The 16,294-nt window shown below is 70.5% G+C and carries 12 protein-coding genes; 1 reads left to right on the forward strand and 11 read right to left on the reverse strand.

Features of this window, described 5'->3' with window-relative positions; translation table 11 throughout:
- Positions 1–8: 8 nt before the first annotated feature.
- The 9 genes from Q0599_RS17875 to Q0599_RS17915 form a co-directional block, all read right to left on the reverse strand.
- A complete protein-coding gene (locus Q0599_RS17875) occupies positions 9–1,124 on the reverse strand; it encodes an HD domain-containing phosphohydrolase (RefSeq protein WP_298832229.1) in 1,116 nt (371 codons plus the stop codon).
- Positions 1,125–1,173: 49 nt separating this feature from the next.
- The gene (locus Q0599_RS17880) at positions 1,174–2,055 is read right to left on the reverse strand and encodes a ribose-phosphate diphosphokinase (protein ID WP_298832231.1); all 882 of its coding nucleotides are present in this window, start codon (positions 2,053–2,055) and stop codon (positions 1,174–1,176) included.
- A 17-nt stretch (positions 2,056–2,072) separates the two neighbouring features.
- On the reverse strand, positions 2,073–3,632 hold the full coding sequence (locus Q0599_RS17885) for a thymidine phosphorylase family protein (protein WP_298832775.1): 1,560 nt from the start codon (positions 3,630–3,632) through the stop codon (positions 2,073–2,075).
- 67 nt (positions 3,633–3,699) lie between these two features.
- On the reverse strand, positions 3,700–4,440 hold the full coding sequence (locus Q0599_RS17890) for a 1-acyl-sn-glycerol-3-phosphate acyltransferase (protein ID WP_298832233.1): 741 nt from the start codon (positions 4,438–4,440) through the stop codon (positions 3,700–3,702).
- Positions 4,437–5,738, reverse strand: a complete 1,302-nt coding sequence (locus Q0599_RS17895; protein ID WP_298832235.1) for a dihydroorotase — start codon at positions 5,736–5,738, stop codon at positions 4,437–4,439. Before Q0599_RS17895 ends, Q0599_RS17890 begins: the two co-directional genes overlap by 4 nt.
- On the reverse strand, positions 5,735–6,697 hold the full coding sequence (locus tag Q0599_RS17900) for an aspartate carbamoyltransferase catalytic subunit (RefSeq protein ID WP_298832237.1): 963 nt from the start codon (positions 6,695–6,697) through the stop codon (positions 5,735–5,737). The genes Q0599_RS17895 and Q0599_RS17900 overlap by 4 nt, the downstream gene beginning before the upstream one ends.
- Before the next feature lie 85 nt (positions 6,698–6,782).
- Complete coding sequence (gene pyrR / locus Q0599_RS17905) at positions 6,783–7,286, reverse strand: bifunctional pyr operon transcriptional regulator/uracil phosphoribosyltransferase PyrR (protein ID WP_298832239.1); 504 nt, start codon at positions 7,284–7,286, stop codon at positions 6,783–6,785.
- Complete coding sequence (gene ruvX / locus Q0599_RS17910; protein ID WP_298832241.1) at positions 7,283–7,696, reverse strand: Holliday junction resolvase RuvX; 414 nt, start codon at positions 7,694–7,696, stop codon at positions 7,283–7,285. The genes pyrR and ruvX overlap by 4 nt, the downstream gene beginning before the upstream one ends.
- Complete coding sequence (locus tag Q0599_RS17915; RefSeq protein ID WP_298832243.1) at positions 7,693–8,280, reverse strand: YqgE/AlgH family protein; 588 nt, start codon at positions 8,278–8,280, stop codon at positions 7,693–7,695. The genes ruvX and Q0599_RS17915 overlap by 4 nt, the downstream gene beginning before the upstream one ends.
- Positions 8,281–8,304: 24 nt before the next feature.
- Here Q0599_RS17915 and Q0599_RS17920 point away from each other — a divergent pair, with 24 nt between their 5' ends.
- Positions 8,305–9,813, forward strand: coding sequence for a deoxyribodipyrimidine photo-lyase (locus tag Q0599_RS17920; RefSeq protein WP_298832245.1), 1,509 nt, complete (start codon positions 8,305–8,307; stop codon positions 9,811–9,813).
- On the opposite strand, the gene Q0599_RS17925 is transcribed toward Q0599_RS17920, so the two are convergent.
- On the reverse strand, positions 9,810–10,052 hold the full coding sequence (locus tag Q0599_RS17925) for a hypothetical protein (protein WP_298832248.1): 243 nt from the start codon (positions 10,050–10,052) through the stop codon (positions 9,810–9,812). The two genes, Q0599_RS17920 and Q0599_RS17925, sit on opposite strands and share 4 nt — an antisense overlap.
- Before the next feature lie 13 nt (positions 10,053–10,065).
- Positions 10,066–16,281 (reverse strand): Hpt domain-containing protein, encoded by a 6,216-nt coding sequence (locus tag Q0599_RS17930; protein WP_298832251.1) that lies wholly within the window; start codon positions 16,279–16,281, stop codon positions 10,066–10,068.
- Between the last annotated feature and the right edge of the window lie 13 nt (positions 16,282–16,294).

Genomic DNA, 16,294 nt, shown 5'->3' on the forward strand with positions numbered 1-16,294 from the left:
GCATCCGCCTATTCGGGCAGTCCGAACAGGCGCTCCGGCGGCAGGCGCAGCACCAGGTTCTTCGCCGACGCCAGCGCGGTGATGGCGAATTCGGCCTTGGCGGTATCGCGCACCACCGTGTTCACGTTGGGCATGCCCTGGCGGTCGGTGATGCTGGCCGCGAGTGGCTTGCGCGCATCGGCGCTGCGCCGCACCACCACCGCCATCTCGCCCGACTTCAGCTGCACGAACTCTCCCGGCGGGTAGATGCCGAATTCCTTGATGATCGCCGCGGAGGCCGCTGTGCCGCCGCTGTCCTGGTAGAGCTGGCGCGCCGCCGCCTGTGTCGTCAGCGGCGCTCGCAGCGCGCGCGGCGCCATCTTCGCCAGGAACACGTCGATCAGGCGCAGTACCGTGGGCAGTTCGCCCGCGTCGCGCAGACCGGCGGGATAGCCGCTGCCGTCGGCGCGCTCGTGGTGCCGTGCCACGGTCTCCAGCCAGTCCGGATCGGCGATACCGGCCGCCTCGAGGATCGCCACGCCCTGCGCCGGATGGGCGCGGATCAACTCCGTCTGCGGCGGCGTCGGCGGCGCACCTTGTGCCGCCATGCGGCCCTGCAGGTCGAGGATGGCGATGTTCATGGTCAGCGCCGCACGCATCAGCGTGTGCGTGCGCCGCTCATCCCAGCCGAGCCGGCGCGCCATCAGCAGGGCCACCAGCGCGCAATGGATCGAATGAGCGAGGGCGTAGATCGTCAGCCGCTTCGGGTCCTGGCGCACGGTCAGGTAGATCGCGATATCGGGGTCGCGCAGGGTCAGCACCTCGATGCGCCGCACCAGTTCGTCGACGCGCCCCGTGAAGCCGGGTTCGGCAGCGCTGCGCAACGTGCGGTCGAGCTGCCACAGCATCTGTTCCCACTGGGCGAACAGGCTCACTGGCCGGCGCTCCTCCGCGTCGGCGCGGGAGGCGGCGCGCACTTCCTCGATGTCGACGCTGGCGCCGCGCTCGAGCACTGCGGCGAGCTGCGCCTCGCTGGCGATCACCTGGCCGCGGGCGAGCAGCAGTTGTCCGTGCTGGTCGCGCACGCCCCAAGGCAGCGGCTCGCCGAGCCGCACCTGGCTTTGCACCAGCCGCAACAGCTCCATCGTGATCCTCCGCGCCCGATACGGGACGCAGTATGGGAGCTTTGCACAGTCAGCTGCAATCGGCGATTGCCCTCGCGAGCAGGGGCGCGACGGAAATCACGTTGCTCGCGTGCGGCACGGCGTCGGTGCTCCAGATGCGGCGGATGCCGTTCGCTTTCAGCAGTTCGACCGCATTGCCGCCGAACAGCGCATGGACCACGGCGACGTCGATCGCCGTCACACCACGCTCGCGCAGCATGGTCGCGGCCTGCACCAGCGTATGGCCAGTACTCGCCAGGTCATCGATGATCACCACCTCGCGACCCGCGACCTCGTGCGCCGGCAGTTCCACCACGACGTCACGGTCGCCGCGCCGCGTCTTGCGGCAGATCACACCCTGCAGACCCGTTGCCTCGCCGGCTGCACGCACCCACTGCTCGGCCTCCTCGTCGGGGCCGACGAGCAACGGCGGCGATGCCGCCGGCCACTGTGCGGCGATCCAGGCGCCGAGCAGCGGCGCCGCCGTCAGCGCCACGCCCTGCGCGCCGGGCATCACCTCGTCGAGCGAGGCGATGCGGTGCAGGTGCGGGTCGATCGTGACCACCCGTTCGAACAGTCCACCGAGGAAGCCTGCGACGATGCGCTGGCTGACCGCCTCGCCGGGCTGGAAGGCGATGTCCTGACGCATGTAGGCGAGATAGGGCGCGGCCAGCGTGAGGCGACGCGCCCCGAGCGTGCGCGCCGTTCTGGCCGTGAGCAGCAGCTGCACCAGCCGGTCGTTGGGCTGCTGCAGGCCGCGCAGCACCACCACGCGCTCCGGCAGCACGGGCGGCAGCCTCAGCCTGATTTCGCCGTCCGGGAAGCGATGCTCGTCCACGAAGGCGAGCTCGCAGCCGATTTCTCCCGCGAGCCGGGTCGCGAGTTCGCGCTCGTCCGCAAAGGCCAGCAGCATCGTCACTTCCCCCTGTCTCAGGATTCCGAGCCGTTGATTCGAAGCGTGTAGTCGCGCGGCAGTTCGTCGGCCGCGCCGATGCGGAAGCCCGCGTCGGCGGCCGACTTGCGGCGCGCATAGTCGAGGTCGGCCTCGAATCGCGCATACACGCGGTACAGCACGTCGCCCTCCCGGACCCGTTCGCCGAGCCGGCGCACCAGTTCGATGCCGGCACCGGCCACCTTGGGCGCGCCGGCGAGCTGCGCGATGCGCGCCAGCGCGAGGTTGTCGATGCCGGTGACCACGCCGCCGCGAGGCGCGCCCACGTCGAAGGTCAGCGGCGCCACCGGTGGCGCCTGCCAGGCGAAGGGGCGCCGCCCCTGCGCGTCGATGATCTGGTTCATCTTCGCCAGCGCGCGCCCGGAGTCGAGGATGTCACGCGCGATCGCGAAGCCGTCGCCGCCGCGCACGTCGGGGTCGAATTCGATCACGCGGCCGGCCAGGCGCAGCGCCTTCTGGCGCAGGTCCATCGGCGCCGACGGGTCGTTCTCCAGCACCTGCATCACGTCGCGCGCCTCCAGCACCGGGCCGATGCCTCGGCCGACCGGCTGGCGCCCGTCGGTGATGACCACGTCGATGCGCAGTTGCAGCCGCGTCGCCACGTACTCGAACAGCTTCTTCAGCCGTTGCGCCTCGGGCATGCTGCGCACCTTGGCGCTCGGCCCGACCGGGATGTCGAGTACCAGGTGCGTCGAACCGGCGGCGATCTTCTTCGACAGGATGGAAGCGACCATCTGCCCGGGCGAGTCGATGCCCAGCGGACGCTCCACCGCGATCAGCACGTCGTCGGCCGGCGACAGGGCGGCGGTGCCGCCCCATGCCAGGCAGCCGCCGGTCTCTCGCACGATCTGCGCGAGCCGCTCGAAAGGCAGTTCCACCTCGGCGAGCATGGCCATCGTGTCGGCCGTGCCGGCCGGCGAGGTGATCGCGCGCGACGAGGTCTTGGGGATGAGCATGCCGTGCGCCGCGACGATGGGCACGACCAGCATCGACGTGCGGTTGCCGGGGATGCCGCCGATGCAGTGCTTGTCGACCACCGGCCCCCCGCGCACCTCGTGGCGCCAATCGAGGCGGCGGCCGGCGGCGATCATCGCCTCGGTGAGGTGCATCACCTCATCGCGGTCCATCTCGAATTGGTTGGCCGCGACCACGAAGGCGGCCAGCTCGATCTTCGTGTAGCGCATCTGCGCGATGTCGCGGATGATGCCGTGCAGGTCCTCGCGCGAGAGGCGCTCGCCGGCGATCTTGCGGTGCAGCGCGGCGATCGAGGCGGCGGGCTCGGCATGCTGCAGGCTGACGCCATGGCCGGCCTCGAGCCCGAGGTCGGCGAAGGCATCCTCGCTCAGGCCGAGTTCGGTGGGCCCGACGATGCACTCGTCGTCGACCACGTTGAGCACCGCCAGGATCGTCGCGCCGTTGCCGCTGACCTCGACCTTGGACAGCGCCTGGAAGCCCTCGGCGCGCACCGCGGTGCAGTCGCGGTGCAGATAGGCCACGTGCTCGCGATAGGTGTCGATCGCCACGCGGCGGATGGTCAGCGGCGTCACTGGACTGCCCTCCGCACTGCGTGCTTCGGGATTCGCGCTTGGGAACGGCCCGGCGCGCTCATGCGCCCTCCTCTCTCAGCCGGCCGACGATGGTGTCGCGCAGGTGCTCGGCGAGCGCGCGTCGGTCGGCATGGCGCGCGCCCTGTGCATTCTCGACCACGACGGAGGCGACAAGACCCTCCGCCTTCAACGTCGACCACAGCGACGCGGCGAGGCTGGTGTCGCCGATATAGGTGGGCGCCTGGCTGACTGCCGCGCGCGCATCGCGGTAGCGCAGCACCACCGGCTGCACCGGCGACTCGGTGGCGATTGCCGCCTGCAGCAGGTTGGCGTGGAAAGGCAGCACATCGTGGCCGTCGCTGGTGGTGCCTTCGGGGAACACGGCCACGACGTCGCCTTCCTGCAGCGCCTGCGCGATCTGGTGCACCACGCGCAGCGCATCGCGCTTGCGTTCGCGCTCGATGAACAGCGTGCCGCCGCAGGCCACCAGCCAGCCGAGGAAGGGCCAGTGCCTGACGTCGGCCTTGGCGACGAAGCGCGCCGGATGCACCGCGTTGACGGCGAGGATGTCGATCCAGGAGACGTGGTTGGCCACCAGCAGCACCGGCCCCGGATGCACGCTGCCGCGCACTTCGAGCGCGATGCCCAGCGCGCGCAGCATGCGCGCCGACCAGCGGCCGACATGGCCCATGCGCTGCGCCGGCCGCAGGAACGGGAACAGCATCGCGCAGATCAGCGCGCCGCCAAGCGCCTGGCCGAGCACCGCGCCGAGCCGCCAGAGCGCGCGCGGCCACTTCACCCGAGGCCGGCCTCGAAGGCGACGTGGCCACCGACCAGGGTGGCCGTGACCTTGCCCGGCAGTTCGTAGCCGGCGAACGGCGTGTGCTTGCCCTGGCTGCGCAGCGCCGACGGAGTGACGGTCCAGTGCGCGGCCGGGTCGAACAGGCAGAGGTCGGCGACGCCGCCTTCGACGATGCGCCCCGTGCTCGAGCCGAGCGAGCCGAGTGCCTCGCCGAGCACCGCCACCGGGCGCTGCGTCACGGTGGCGAGCGTCTGCACCAGCGGCAGGCCGCTGTCCTGGCCCCACTTCAGCGCGAGGCCGAGCAGCAGTTCGAGCCCGGTCGCACCGGGCTCGGCCTCGGCGAAGGGCAGGTTCTTCGCGTCCTCGTCCACCGGCGTGTGGTCGCTGACCAACGCGTCGATCGTTCCGTCGGCCAGCGCGGCGCGGATGGCGTCCCGGTCGCGCTGCTGGCGCAGCGGCGGCGTCAGACGCATCGCGGCGTCGAAGTAGCCGATGTCGACATCGGTCAGGTGCAGATGGTTGACGCTCACGTCGCAGGTGACGGGCAGGCCTTCGGCCTTGGCGGCACGCACAAGTTCGATGCCCGCGGCACTGCTCAGGCGGCACAGGTGCACGCGCGCCCGCGTGTCGCGCACCAGTTCGAACAGCGTGTGCAGCGCGATCGTCTCGGCGATCACCGGCACGCCGGACAGGCCCATGCGCGTGGCCAGCGGCCCCTTCGCGGCGACGCCGTTGCCCAGCCAGCTGTCGTTCGGCCGCAGCCAGACCGGATAGCCGAAGGTGGAGGCGTACTGCAGCGCGCGGTGCAGCACCAGCGTGTCTCGGCAGGCGACCTCCGCCTGCGAGAAGCCGACGCAGCCGGCTTCGGTCAGCTCGGCCATCTCGGTCAGCGCCTCGCCCTTCAATCCGCGCGTCAGCGCGCCGAGCGGGTAGAGCCTTGCGTGACTGAGATTTCGCGTGCGGAACTTGAGCATCTCGACCAGACCGGGTTCGTCCAGCGGCGGGTCGGTGTCGGGCGGGCAGACCAGGCTCGTGACGCCGCCGGCCATCGCTGCGGCCATCTCGCTCTCGAGCATGCCTTCGTGCTCGTGGCCCGGCTCGCGCAGCCGCGCGGCGAGGTCCACCAGACCCGGCGCGACGACCAGGCCGCCGGCGTCGATCGTGCGGTTGGGCGTGAAGTCGGCGCTGACCGTGCCGAGCGCGACGATGCGGCCGGCGGCGATCGCGATGTCGCCCCTCGCGTCGCGCCCGCTCGCCGGGTCCACCACGCGACCGTTCTTGATGAGGATCTTCATGGGTTGTTGCCCGCGATGATGGACATGACCGCCATGCGCACCGCGATGCCGAAGGTCACCTGCGGCAGGATGACGCTCTGCGAGCCGTCGGCCACCGCCGAATCGATCTCGACGCCCCGGTTGATCGGCCCGGGGTGCATGACGATGGCGTCGGGCCTGGCCAGCGCCAGCTTCTCCGGCGTGAGGCCGTAGTTCTTGAAGAACTCGCCGGCACTCGGCAACATCGCGCCGCTCATGCGCTCGTTCTGCAGGCGCAGCATGATGATCACGTCGGCGCCGCGGATGCCTTCGGCCATGTCGTGGCACACGCGCACGCCCATCTCGCGCAGGTCGCCCGGCACCAGCGTCTTCGGTCCGACGGCACGGATCTCGGGCACGCCCAGCGTGGTCAGCGCGTGGATGTCGGAGCGCGCCACGCGCGAATGCACGATGTCGCCGACGATGGCCACGGTCAGGTTGGTGAAGTCGCGCTTGTAGTGACGGATGGTGTACATGTCGAGCAGCCCCTGCGTCGGGTGCGCATGGCGGCCGTCGCCGGCGTTGACCACGTGGACATGAGGCGCGCAGTGCTGGGCGATCAGGTAGGGCGCTCCGCTCTCGCTGTGCCGCACGACGAACATGTCGGCGTGCATCGCGCTGAGGTTGGCGATGGTGTCGAGCAGGCTCTCGCCCTTGGCCGTCGAGCTGCGCGCGATGTCGAGGTTGATGACGTCGGCCGACAGCCGCTTGGCGGCGATCTCGAAGGTGGTTCGCGTCCGCGTGCTGTTCTCGAAGAACAGGTTGAACAGGCTCTTGCCGCGCAGCAGCGGCACCTTCTTCACGTCGCGGTCGTTGACCGACAGGAATGTGCCGGCCGTGTCGAGGATCTGCGTGAGCACTGCGCGCGGCAGGCCCTCGATCGACAGCAGGTGGATCAGCTCGCCGTTCGCGTTGAGCTGGGGATTGCGTCTGGACAGCATCAGTGGGCCTTTCGCCGGGCCGTCCCAGCAACGGCCACGACCCTTCGGGGGGTCTCGCGGTGGTGAAGCCGCAGGCTTGGGGGCCTCATGTCGTTTCCTTGATGTCGAAGCTGAATTGGCCCCGCTCGTCGCGGACGAGCGAGAGCCGCTGGCCGCGAGGCAGCGCGACGCGCGCCGCAGAGAAGGCGGGCTGGATCGGCAACTCGCGTCCGCCCCGGTCCACCAGCACGGCGAGCGTCACGCTGGCCGGCCGGCCGAAATCGAACAGCTCGTTGATCACGGCGCGGGTCGTGCGGCCGGTGAACAGCACGTCGTCGATCAGCACGATGTGGCGCCCATCGACCTCGAAGGGCAGCTTGGTGTGGTCGGCCCCTGCGGCCATGCCACGCGAGCCGAAGTCGTCGCGGTGCAGCGCGCTGGAGATGACGCCATGCTCGCCGGCGAGCCGGAGGTCGCGCTGCAGCCGCTCGGCCAGCCAGGCGCCCCCCGACCAGATGCCGACCAGCGCGCTGCCCGGCTGCAGCAGCATGCGCACGCCGGCCAGCAGGTCGACGTAGAGCGCTTCGGCGTCCAGGTTCAGGCTGCTCATGGCAAGGTCCTCAGAAACTGCTCCAGGATGATGGCCGCCGAGGCCGCGTCGAGATCGCGCGCCCCCGTGGCGGCTGCCTCGGTGGTGCTGTAGCGCTCGTCCACCTCGTGCACCGGCAAGCGGAAGCGTCCTTGCAGCTGGCGGGCGAAGCGCTGCGCGCGACGCGTATTGTCGTGCGGCGCGCCATCCGGATGGACGGGGATGCCGACCACCAGCGCGTCCGGCTGCCATTGCGCGATCAGCCGGCCGATCTCCGCGAGGCGCGTCTCGCCCTCTGCCGCCACGGTGCGCAGCGGCGTCGCCTGGCGCGTCAGGCTGTTACCGCTGGCCACGCCGACGCGCCGCAGCCCGAAATCGAAAGCGAGAAAGGTGCGGACCGAGGCGGGCGAGGCGCTCGCCGAGGCGCTCATGCGTGCCCCGCCTCCTGGCTGAGCATGCGCGGGTCGATGCCCAGCAGCGACAGCGCCTTCTCGTAGCGCTGCTCGACCGGCGTGTCGAAAATGATGCCGGGCTCGGCATTCACCGTCAGCCAGCCGTTGCGGCCAATCTCGTCTTCCAGCTGGCCGGCGCCCCAGCCGCTGTAGCCCAGCGTGACAAGCACCTTCTTCGGTCCGGCACCGTTTGCCAGCGCCTCCAGCACGTCCTTGCTGGTGGTCATCTCCAGTCCGCCGGGGATCTGCAGCGTGGAGTTGTAGTGCCCGCCCGCACCGTCCCCGCCGGCCAGGCTCTCGTGCAACACGAAGCCGCGCTCGGTCTGCACCGGACCGCCGAAGTAGACCGGCTCGTCGGCCAGATCTTCCCGGTCGAGCGACAGCTCGACCTTCTCGAACAGGTTCTTCAGCTTGATGTCGATCGGCTTGTTGATCACCAGGCCGAGCGCGCCCTTCTCGGTGTGCTCGCAGAGGTAGACCACGCTGCCGGCGAACGTGCCGTCGCTCATGCCGGGCATGGCGATGAGGAACTGGTTCGTGAGGTTGATCGGATCACCGGCCATGCAGGCATTTTATAGACTCGGGCCATGCCGCACGACAAGACCGCGTTCCCCCTCGACTCGGCGTTGGTGTGGTTCCGCCGCGACCTGCGTGCACACGACCATGCGGCGCTTTATCACGCGCTGAAGTCTGCCAGGAAGGTCTGGTGCGTGTTCGTGTTCGACCGCGACATCCTCGATGCGCTGTTGCAGCGCGGCCTGGTCGCCGACCGTCGCGTCGACTTCATCCGCGACTGCGTGCTGCGACTCGACGAGGCACTCGCCGCCCTCGGCCGGCAGCATGGCCACGACGGCGTGCGCCTGCTGGTGCGCCATGGCCATGCGTCGCTGGAAGTCACGGCGCTGGCGCGCGCACTGCACGTTCAGGCCGTCTACGCCAACCACGACGACGATCCGATCGCGCTGGCGCGCGACGCACGCGTGCGCGGACTGCTGGCGGAGGCCGGCATCGCGCTGCATACCTCGAAGGACCATGTGGTCTTCGAACGCAGCGAGGTGCTCACCGGCGCGGGGGCGCCCTACAGCGTGTTCACCCCCTACCGGAACGCCTGGCTGCGAAAGCTGGAGCCGTACTACCTGAAGGCCTACCCGGTCGCGCCGCATGCGCACGCGCTCGCCGGCCTGCCGGAGGGCCTCTCCAGCGAAGTGCCTTCGCTGCCGGCACTGGGCTTCCAGCACACCAACCTGCACGAGCTGAAGATCCCCACCGGTGAACGTGGCGCACGGGCGCTGCTCGACGACTTCCTCGGCCGCATCGACGAGTACGACCGCACGCGCGACTTCCCCGCCATCAAGGGACCGAGCTACCTGTCGGTGCATCTGCGCTTCGGCACCTGCTCCGTGCGTGCGCTGGCCCGCGAAGCCTGGTCGCGTGCGCAGGCGGGCAGCGAGGGCGCACGCATCTGGCTGTCCGAGTTGGTCTGGCGGGACTTCTACCACCAGATCCTGCACCACCACCCCCGCGTGATCGGGCACTGCTTCAAACCGGAGTACGACGCCCTCCGCTGGGAACACGGCCAGCACGCCGACGCATTGTTCGCCGCCTGGTGCTCCGGCCGCACGGGCTATCCGCTGGTGGACGCCGCGATGGCGCAGATCAACCAGACCGGCTACATGCACAACCGATTGCGCATGGTGGTGGCGAGCTTCCTGACCAAGGACCTGGGGCTCGACTGGCGGCGCGGCGAACAGTACTTCGCCGACCACCTCAACGACTTCGACCTCGCCGCCAACAATGGCGGCTGGCAATGGGCTGCGTCGACGGGCTGCGATGCCCAGCCCTGGTTCCGCATCTTCAACCCGGTGGCGCAGAGCCGCAAGTTCGACCCGCAAGGCCGCTTCATCCGCCGCTACCTGCCGCAGCTCGCCGGCCTGCCCGACGCACTGCTCCACGCGCCCTGGGAGGCGCGCCCGGTCGACCTCGCCGCCGCCGGCGTCGAACTCGGCGCACACTACCCCATGCCCGTCGTTCGGCATGACGAGGCACGCCAGCGCACGCTGGCTCGGTTCGCGGCAGTGAAGAAGACTTCCGGCTAGAACAGTTCGACGTCGCCAGCCCTGGCCCCATCCTGCGGAGGCCCGACGGCCACCGGATCCGCATGGTGTGGCAGCGGGTCGCGACCGTGGGTTCTGACGGAGCACACCGCCTTGTCGGCTCGCTCGAGGCCCGCAGCGGGCGTATCGCCGGTTCTGCGCTCCGTGAATCCGACGCCGTCCGTGATGCGGCCCACCCGAGGAAGAGGGTGCTGCGCGAGGCGGTCGATCATCTCGCTCACGGCCGCATGGCCGTCAGGCCGGTGCGGCTGCAGTGGTGTAGCGGCCGATCAGCGCCAGAAGGTCTTCTTCCGAATACGGCTTGCCGAGGTAGTGGTCCACGCCCAGCTCGGCCGCGTAGTCGCGATGCTTCTGCGCGATGCGCGAGGTGATCATGATCACTGGCAGGTCGCGCAGGCGGACGTCGCCGCGGATGTTGCGCACCAGGTCGAAACCGTCCATGCGCGGCATCTCGATATCCGACAGCACCACCTGCGGCCGCTCCTCGGCCAGGCGCTCCAGCGCCTCGATGCCGTCCTTGGCGAGCACGACGCGGTAACCCTCGCGCACCAGCAGGCGCTGGGTCACTCGGCGCACCGTCAGCGAATCGTCGACCACCAGCACCAGCGGCGCCGCGGCGATGCGCGGCTCCGCCATCGCGTCCGGCGCCATCGGCGAGGCGGCCTGCGGCGACTGCAGGGCGGTCATGGTGGCAGTGCGCGCAGCCTCGCCGTAAAGCGTCGCCAGCGCAACCGGGTTGTAGATGAGCGCCACGGCACCCGAAGCCAGCAGCGTCATGCCGGCCAGACCCGGCAGGCGCGACAGCTGCGGCCCGAGGTTCTTCACCACCACTTCCTGGTTGCCCAGCACCTCGTCGACGTGCAGCGCGACGCGCTGCTGCGCGCTGCGAACCACCACCACCGGACGCGTGCGGCCGACGTTCTCGCTCGATGCCGCGCTGAGCTGCAGCAGCGCGCCGAGCCAGAAGAAAGGCATCAGGCGGTCGCCCAGCGAGTAGCTGCCGTTCGCGTAGGACTGTTCGATCTCCTGCGGCGTGGCGCGGCGCACGATCTCGATCAGCGTCGACGGCACGGCCACCGTGGCCGTGCCACAACGCAGCATCACCACCTGCGTGACCGCCGTGGTCAGTGGCAGCACCAGCTTGAACGAGGTGCCCTGGCCGGGCGCGGTGGCCGTCTCGATGCGTCCGCCCATGGCGTTCACCTCGGAGCGCACCACGTCCATGCCCACGCCCCGCCCTGCCAGCTCGGTGACCGAGTCGGCCGTCGTGAAGCCCGGCGTGAAGATCAGGTTGGCGAGATCGGCGTCTGCCACCGGCTGATTCGGATCGATCAGCCCCATCGCCACGCCCTTGGCGCGGATCCTCTCCAGGTCCAGGCCGCAGCCGTCGTCGCGGAACTCGATGCCGACCTCGTTGCCCTCATGCGTCACCGAGACCAGCACCACCCCGGCCGGATCCTTGCCCCGCGCGCTGCGCACATCCGGCATCTCGATGCCGTGCGTCACGCAATTGCGCAGCAGGTGCTCGAACGAGCCCATCATGCGGTCGAGCACGCCACGGTCGACTTCGATCGAGCCGCCGACGATGTCCAGGCGCACCTGCTTGCCGGTCTCCTTGGCCGCCTGGCGTGCCACGCGGTAGAGGCGGTCGGACTGGCCCTCGAACTCCACCATGCGCGTGCGCAGCAGGTCGTCCTGAAGGTCTCGCGTGAGCCGTGCCTGCGAGGCAAGCTCGTCCTCGGTACTGTCCAACGAGCGCTGCAGCGTGCGCTGCACGGTGGCCACGTCGTTCACCGACTCGGCCATCATGCGCGTGAGCTCCTGGAAGCGCGTGAAGCGGTCGAACTCCAGCGGGTCGAACGACTGCGACATCGCCTTGGCCGCCTCCAGCCGCGAGCTCATCTGCGTCTCGGCCTGCAGTTCGATGTCGCGCAGTTGCTGACGCAAGCGCTCCAGGTTCTCCGTCAGGTCGTTCAGCGAGCCCTTGATCTGGCCGACCGAGGACTCGATGCGCGAACGCGTGATCGACACCTCGCCGGCCTGGTTGACCAGGCGGTCGAGGAGAGGTGCTCGCACTCGAACCGCCGACTGCGAAGCGCCCTGCGACTTTTCCGCGACGACGCGCGCGGTGGCGCCGCCGAGAGCGAAGCGCGACCAATCGATCGGCGGCAGGTCGAGGACCGAGGCCGGCACGGCGGCCAGCGGCGCCTCATGCTCGATTTCGGCCTGCGGCGCGGGCGGCACCTGCGGCTCGACGACCTCGGCCACCGGTGCCGGTGGCACCTCGACCGGCGCCGGTGGCGCCTCGACCGGCGCCGGAGGAGCCGCGGTGACCACCGGCGCCGGCGCGAGCGGCAACTCCGCCACGGCCGCGGCGGCTTCGGCGTAGGCCTGCGCGTCGCGTGCGCGCAAAGCCTCGAACACCTGCGACAGCCCGTCGGCGCGGGATTGCAGCTGCTCCACGTCCTCTGCCGCGACCGGCGGGTCGGCGAGCAGCTGCTCGATGCGCGTCTCGAGCCGGTGCGCCATCTCACCCAGGCGCATCGCGCCCGCCAAGCGCGCCCCGCCCTTCAGCGTGTGCAGCGTCCGCATGCACGCCGCGGCATGGCTGGTGTCGCTGGGTCGGCGTGCCCAGTCGCGCAACTTGGCGGCGAGTTGCGGCAGCAGATCCTGGCCTTCCTCCTCGAAGATCGGGAACAGTTCGGCGTCGACCGCATCGGTGGCGTCGATGTCCTCCGCGCCCTCGACCACCAGTTCGCGCTCGACATGGTGAACCGACGCGACGGGCAGCTCGGCCAGCGGTTTCAGCTCGGCGACACCCAGCGCGTCGACGCGCGGGTCGAGCACGCCGAAACCCGTGCCGCTGCCCAGCCCGCTGGTCTCGAAGAACGGCACCGGTCGGCTCGACACGGCGCCGCGCGCAGCCGGTTCCGGTGGCTTCTCGCGTACGGCGGCCGACGCGGTATCGAGGGCGATGCGCTCGAAGCCCGGCGGCTCGGCGAGTTCGCCCACGCCGGTGGTGGGGGGCAGGTCGGCAGCCGCCGAGGCGGCCTCGAGCCGGCGCGCCGACTCGATCTCGTGTTCGGCCAGGCGGGCGAGCAGTTCCTGCGCCGGCTCCTTCAGGAAGCCTGCGGCGAATTGGTGCAGCAGCCGGCGGATCTCCTCCGCGGTGTCGACGAACAGGCGCGCCTCCTCTTGCGTGCCATAGCCGATCGCCTGCGAGCGCATCTGCGCATGCTCCATCGCACGCGCCAGCTGCGACAGGTCGTTGAAGCCCACCGTGGCCGAGCTGCCGGCCAGCGAATGCGCCAGCGCGATCGGCGTCTCGCCGATCGGGCGGTGCAATTCCATCGCCCACTCGGCGACCTCGGTGGTCAGACGGCGCGACAGTTCGTCGGCTTCGTTGAGGTAAATGTTGAACAGCGGGATGCCGATGCGCAGCGGCCCCACGACCTTGACGTTCTCGTCCTCCGGCGCGGTCTGCGCGGGCGCGGCAGCCCCGAGGTCCAGCGACACGTCGGCCTCGAGCGGGACCGCCGGCTCGATGGTCTCGAGGGTCGTCTGGTTGGCGGCATCGCCACCGAGTTCGAGGTCGATCAGATCCAGTGGCAGATCGACGCTCGCCGGTGCGGCCGCCAGCTCACTCAGCGGCAGAGGCTGCGTGGCCTGCGCGTCGAAGGCGTCGCTGGACGCCGGCGCCTTGGGGCTCAGCTGGGGAAGAGACGGTGGCGCGGCCGACGCGCCATCGAGGTCCGAGAGATCGAGCTCGAAGGAGACTTCGGGGGCGGACGGCCGGGGCTCGGCCCGCGCCGCGTGCAAGGGCGGCGTCTCGGCAGTCGGCAGGCCGCGCGGCGCGGCGGTGGCCGGCTGCGCAGGCTCGGCCGCGCCCAGCGGAGCCGGCGCGGAGGCAAGCACGGGCGTCTCGCCCGCAGCGAGGCGCTGCGCCGCAGCCTTGATGGCCGCCGCGCTGCGCGCAGCGTCGCGCCGCGCCGCGATGTCCTCGATCCAGGCGCCGAGCTGAGCGAGCACCCGCTGGGTGAACTCCAGCAATGCCGGCTCGGCGGCACGATGATCGGCAAGCTGGGTGTTGTAGAGCTGCTCGCAGGCCCAGGCGGCATCGCCGAACTCCCTGAGCCCGACCATGCGCGAGCTGCCCTTGAGGGTGTGGAACGCACGTCGCACGGTGGTGAGCAGCGAAAGATCCGACGGCGCATGCGCCAGATCGCCTGTGGCCACACCGGCATCGTGCAGCACCTCGCGCGCTTCCTCGAGGAAGACCTCGCGCATCTCGTCGTCTTCGGCGAGTTCGGGCGCTGCGGCGGCGGACGGCGGCACCGGCGTGGCACGCACCTCGGCGATCTCGGGCTCCAGTCCCATCGGCTCGGAGCTGCTGTTGACGAAGTCGACCAGCACCTCGGTCAGCCCGCCGCGCACCGACGCCACTCCCTCGCGGTCGTTCGCCTCCTCGGCCCGGGTCAGGGCCTCGCGCGTGCGCTCCACGGTCTCGGCCAGCGCGGCCTGGTCGGCCACGTGCGCCTCGTGAGACAGCCGTTCGAGTTCGCGCGCCACGTCGGCCACCGGCACGTCGGGCTGCGCCGCGTGCACCGCCAACTGCTGCGCCTGCTCGATCAGTCGCGGCTCGACCAGCGCCAGCGTGCTCGGCGCGCGATGCTGTGTGCCGCGGCCCATCACCGGGTCCAGCGTGCCGGTGCGCGGATCGAACACGAACAGCGACTTGGCCATCTGCGGCTGCACGCTGAGCATGTCGATCAGAAAGCCCAGCGCGCCCAGATTGCCCGCCAGGCGGTCGAACAACCCGGTCTGCGCGACGCGCTTCGGGTCGACCTCGGTCTGGGTCAGGCCCTCGACCTCGTCGCGCATGCGCAGCAGCGCGGCGGTGGCCTGGTCGATGCCGAGCACCGAGAGCACGCCACGCATCGCCGAGAGCTGGCCCGGCACGGGAATCAGCACCTGCCGGTCTTCAGGCTTGCGGAAGAACTGATCGATCAGCTTCTCCGCCTCCGACAACGAGGCGCGCAACTCCTGCACCACGCTGCCCATGGTCTGGCGGTCGGAGACGCGGCGGTACAACTCCTCCATCCATGACTCGAGAGGCTCGGGTGCCCTGCCCTCGCGCACGGAGCCGAGTCGGTCGGCCAGGCGGCGCACCCGCTCGGCCTGCTCGGGGTTGTCGAAGTCCGAGTCCTCCAGTGCCGCCTCGACATAGAGGAGGCTGGTGGCCACTTCCATGGCCAGCGCCGCCTCGGGCGCAGCCCCACCGTTGATCGTCTGCGCGATGGCCATCTGCAGTTCGGCGGCGAAGGCCTCGCCCAGCGGGAAGAGCCGCTTGAGCGAATCGCCGACCAGCGAGAACTGCTCGTTCAGTCCGGACAGGCGGTGCAGTTCGCCGCCGGCCACCGCCGACCAGGACTCCTTCGCCGCCGCCACGCGCTTGCGCGCCTGCACGACCATCGCCGGGTCGAAACGGCCCAGCATGGCGACGTCGTAGTCGACCGGCACATGGTGGGCGAGCCCGTAGACCTGACGCACCGCAGCCAGGCGCGGCGCACGCCGGCCGCCCCCGGGCGAGGCGGCCTGGGCGCAGAAGAACAGCAGGTCCTGCGCAAGCCGCTCGGAGACCTCGTTGCGGCCGCCCTCGAGCACGCGGTACTGCGCGAGCAGGCGGGAGGCGACGCGCTTGCTGAACACGTCGAAGCCGAGCAGCCCCTGGGCTTGTGCCTCGAACACGGCGGACGCGAGCTTCCACAGCGTCGCGACCTGCGGATCGCTCGCCGCTGCGCCGAGACCTGCGCAGCCCTCGCTCATGCGTGCGGCTGCCAGTGTCGGCTGCGGCGTGCGCATCATGCCCAGCAGGTGACCTTCCATGGCCGTGCGCGTTGCGGCGTCGAGCGCACGCGGCGGCACGCTGGTGTCGGACGGCAGTTCACGCCAGCGCCAGTCCACACTCCACAGGTCGGCCGGATGGATGCGCTCCGCACCCGCCGCTTCCAGCACCGCACGGTACTGCGGGAACATCGCCAGCGCCGAGACCGGCTTGCCAGCGAGTCGCCGCGCCAGGTAGTCGAGCAGTGCGAAGGAGGACTTCTCGATGTCCTCGACGATCAGCGGCGTCAGCTTGTGCGGCTTGGCCACGTACTTCTGCACCAGCGACTCGCTGGCGCGCAGCACCAGCGCCGCCTCCGGCAGTCCGACCAGCTCGAGCGCCCCTGCGCCCTGGTGGACCTGTGCACGCGCGCTGCGCAGCACGGCGGGATCGACGCTGTCGACGTCGGAGCCGCCGATGGATTCGGCCTCCTTCAGGCAACGGCGCAGCGACTTGTGCGCCGCCTCCAGCGAACGGCGCAGTTCGTCCTGCACCCACGCCAGGGCGCTGAGGTCATCGGCGGGTTCGCCCCGCGACGTGGCATTCGGGGCGGTTCGCGTGTCCATGCAGGGCTCTCAG

The organism is uncultured Piscinibacter sp. (assembly GCF_937952055.1).
GTDB lineage: Bacteria > Pseudomonadota > Gammaproteobacteria > Burkholderiales > Burkholderiaceae_C > Piscinibacter.